The sequence below is a fragment of the Bacillus sp. SIMBA_154 genome, assembly GCF_046536015.1.
Taxonomy (GTDB): Bacteria; Bacillota; Bacilli; order Bacillales; family Bacillaceae; genus Bacillus; species Bacillus pumilus_P.
The window spans coordinates 1-256 of record NZ_JAWJBV010000425.1 but is presented as its reverse complement, the minus strand read 5'-3'; the positions used below and the strand labels follow the sequence as shown (position 1 = coordinate 256).

At 50.0% G+C, this 256-nt stretch carries 1 pseudogene; it reads left to right on the top strand.

The features are described 5' to 3' along the window. A pseudogene (locus R0K30_RS22625) lies at positions 1-256 on the top strand (bacillithiol biosynthesis protein BshC); the annotation flags it as partial.

Genomic DNA, 256 nt, shown 5'->3' with positions numbered 1-256 from the left:
GGCTTTCGCATGACGCCGGTAGTGCCGAGACTGAACATTACGATTCTTGAGCGCCATATTGAAAAGAAGCTTTCAGAACGGAGTATCCCGCTTCAGGAAGCGATCGAACACGGCACCGGACACCTGAAAGACACTTATTTTGACGAGCAGATTCCGGAAGAGTTTTCTTCTGTAATGGAACAGGCGAAGTCGCAGATTGAAGCTGTCCATAAACGCGTAAGGGACGAAGCGCTGAAGGTCGATTCAAGCCTTGAGC